Annotated in this window: 1 protein-coding gene; it reads right to left on the bottom strand. The window is 45.6% G+C overall.

What is annotated here, in order from left to right:
- The coding region (locus G3R48_RS17165; RefSeq protein ID WP_212593432.1) for a VCBS domain-containing protein at positions 1–656 on the bottom strand (656 nt) is incomplete at both ends.

The following is a 656-nucleotide window of genomic DNA, read 5'->3' as shown; positions in this document are numbered from 1 at the left end:
TTGTTTAAGACGTAATCCCAGTTACCGTCAGCATCAATTGAGAAGCTACCGTAATTACCATCAGCAACATCGGTTTGCACTTGGAATGCAGCTTGTCCGTCATCAACATCTGAAATTGAAAGAGTACCTGAAACTGCTTCGACAGTGTTGCCATCAACATCGGTTGCGCCATCTTCGGTGACAGTCGCACTATCTGAATCGCCATTAGCTAAATCCACTGTAATATCAGCCGGATCGTTAGCACCAACAATGGTGATAGTGATGTTGTGGGTTGCAGTGCCATCTGCTGAAGTTACTGTGATCGTGCGAGTTAAGGTTTCGCCTTCCGTTAGCGATTGCACATCGATATGATCGTTGTTTAAGACGTAATCCCAATTACCGTCGGCATCGATGGAGAAACTACCGTAATTACCATCAGCAACATCGGTTTGCACTTGGAATGCTGCTTGACCGTCATCGACATCGCTAATGGTTAATGTGCCAGATACTGCTTCTAGGGTATTGCCATCAACATCGCTTGCACCATCTTCAGTAACCATTCCTGAATCGCTATCACCACTGGCTAAATCCACTGTAATATCAGCCGGATCGTTCGCGCCAACAATGGTGATAGTTAATGTTTGAGTTTCGCTTTCTGTGCCATCGGATGCGGTATA

It is taken from the genome of Shewanella intestini (assembly GCF_018221465.1).
Lineage (GTDB): Bacteria > Pseudomonadota > Gammaproteobacteria > Enterobacterales > Shewanellaceae > Shewanella > Shewanella intestini.
This window is presented reverse-complemented; position numbering and strand designations above follow the sequence as displayed.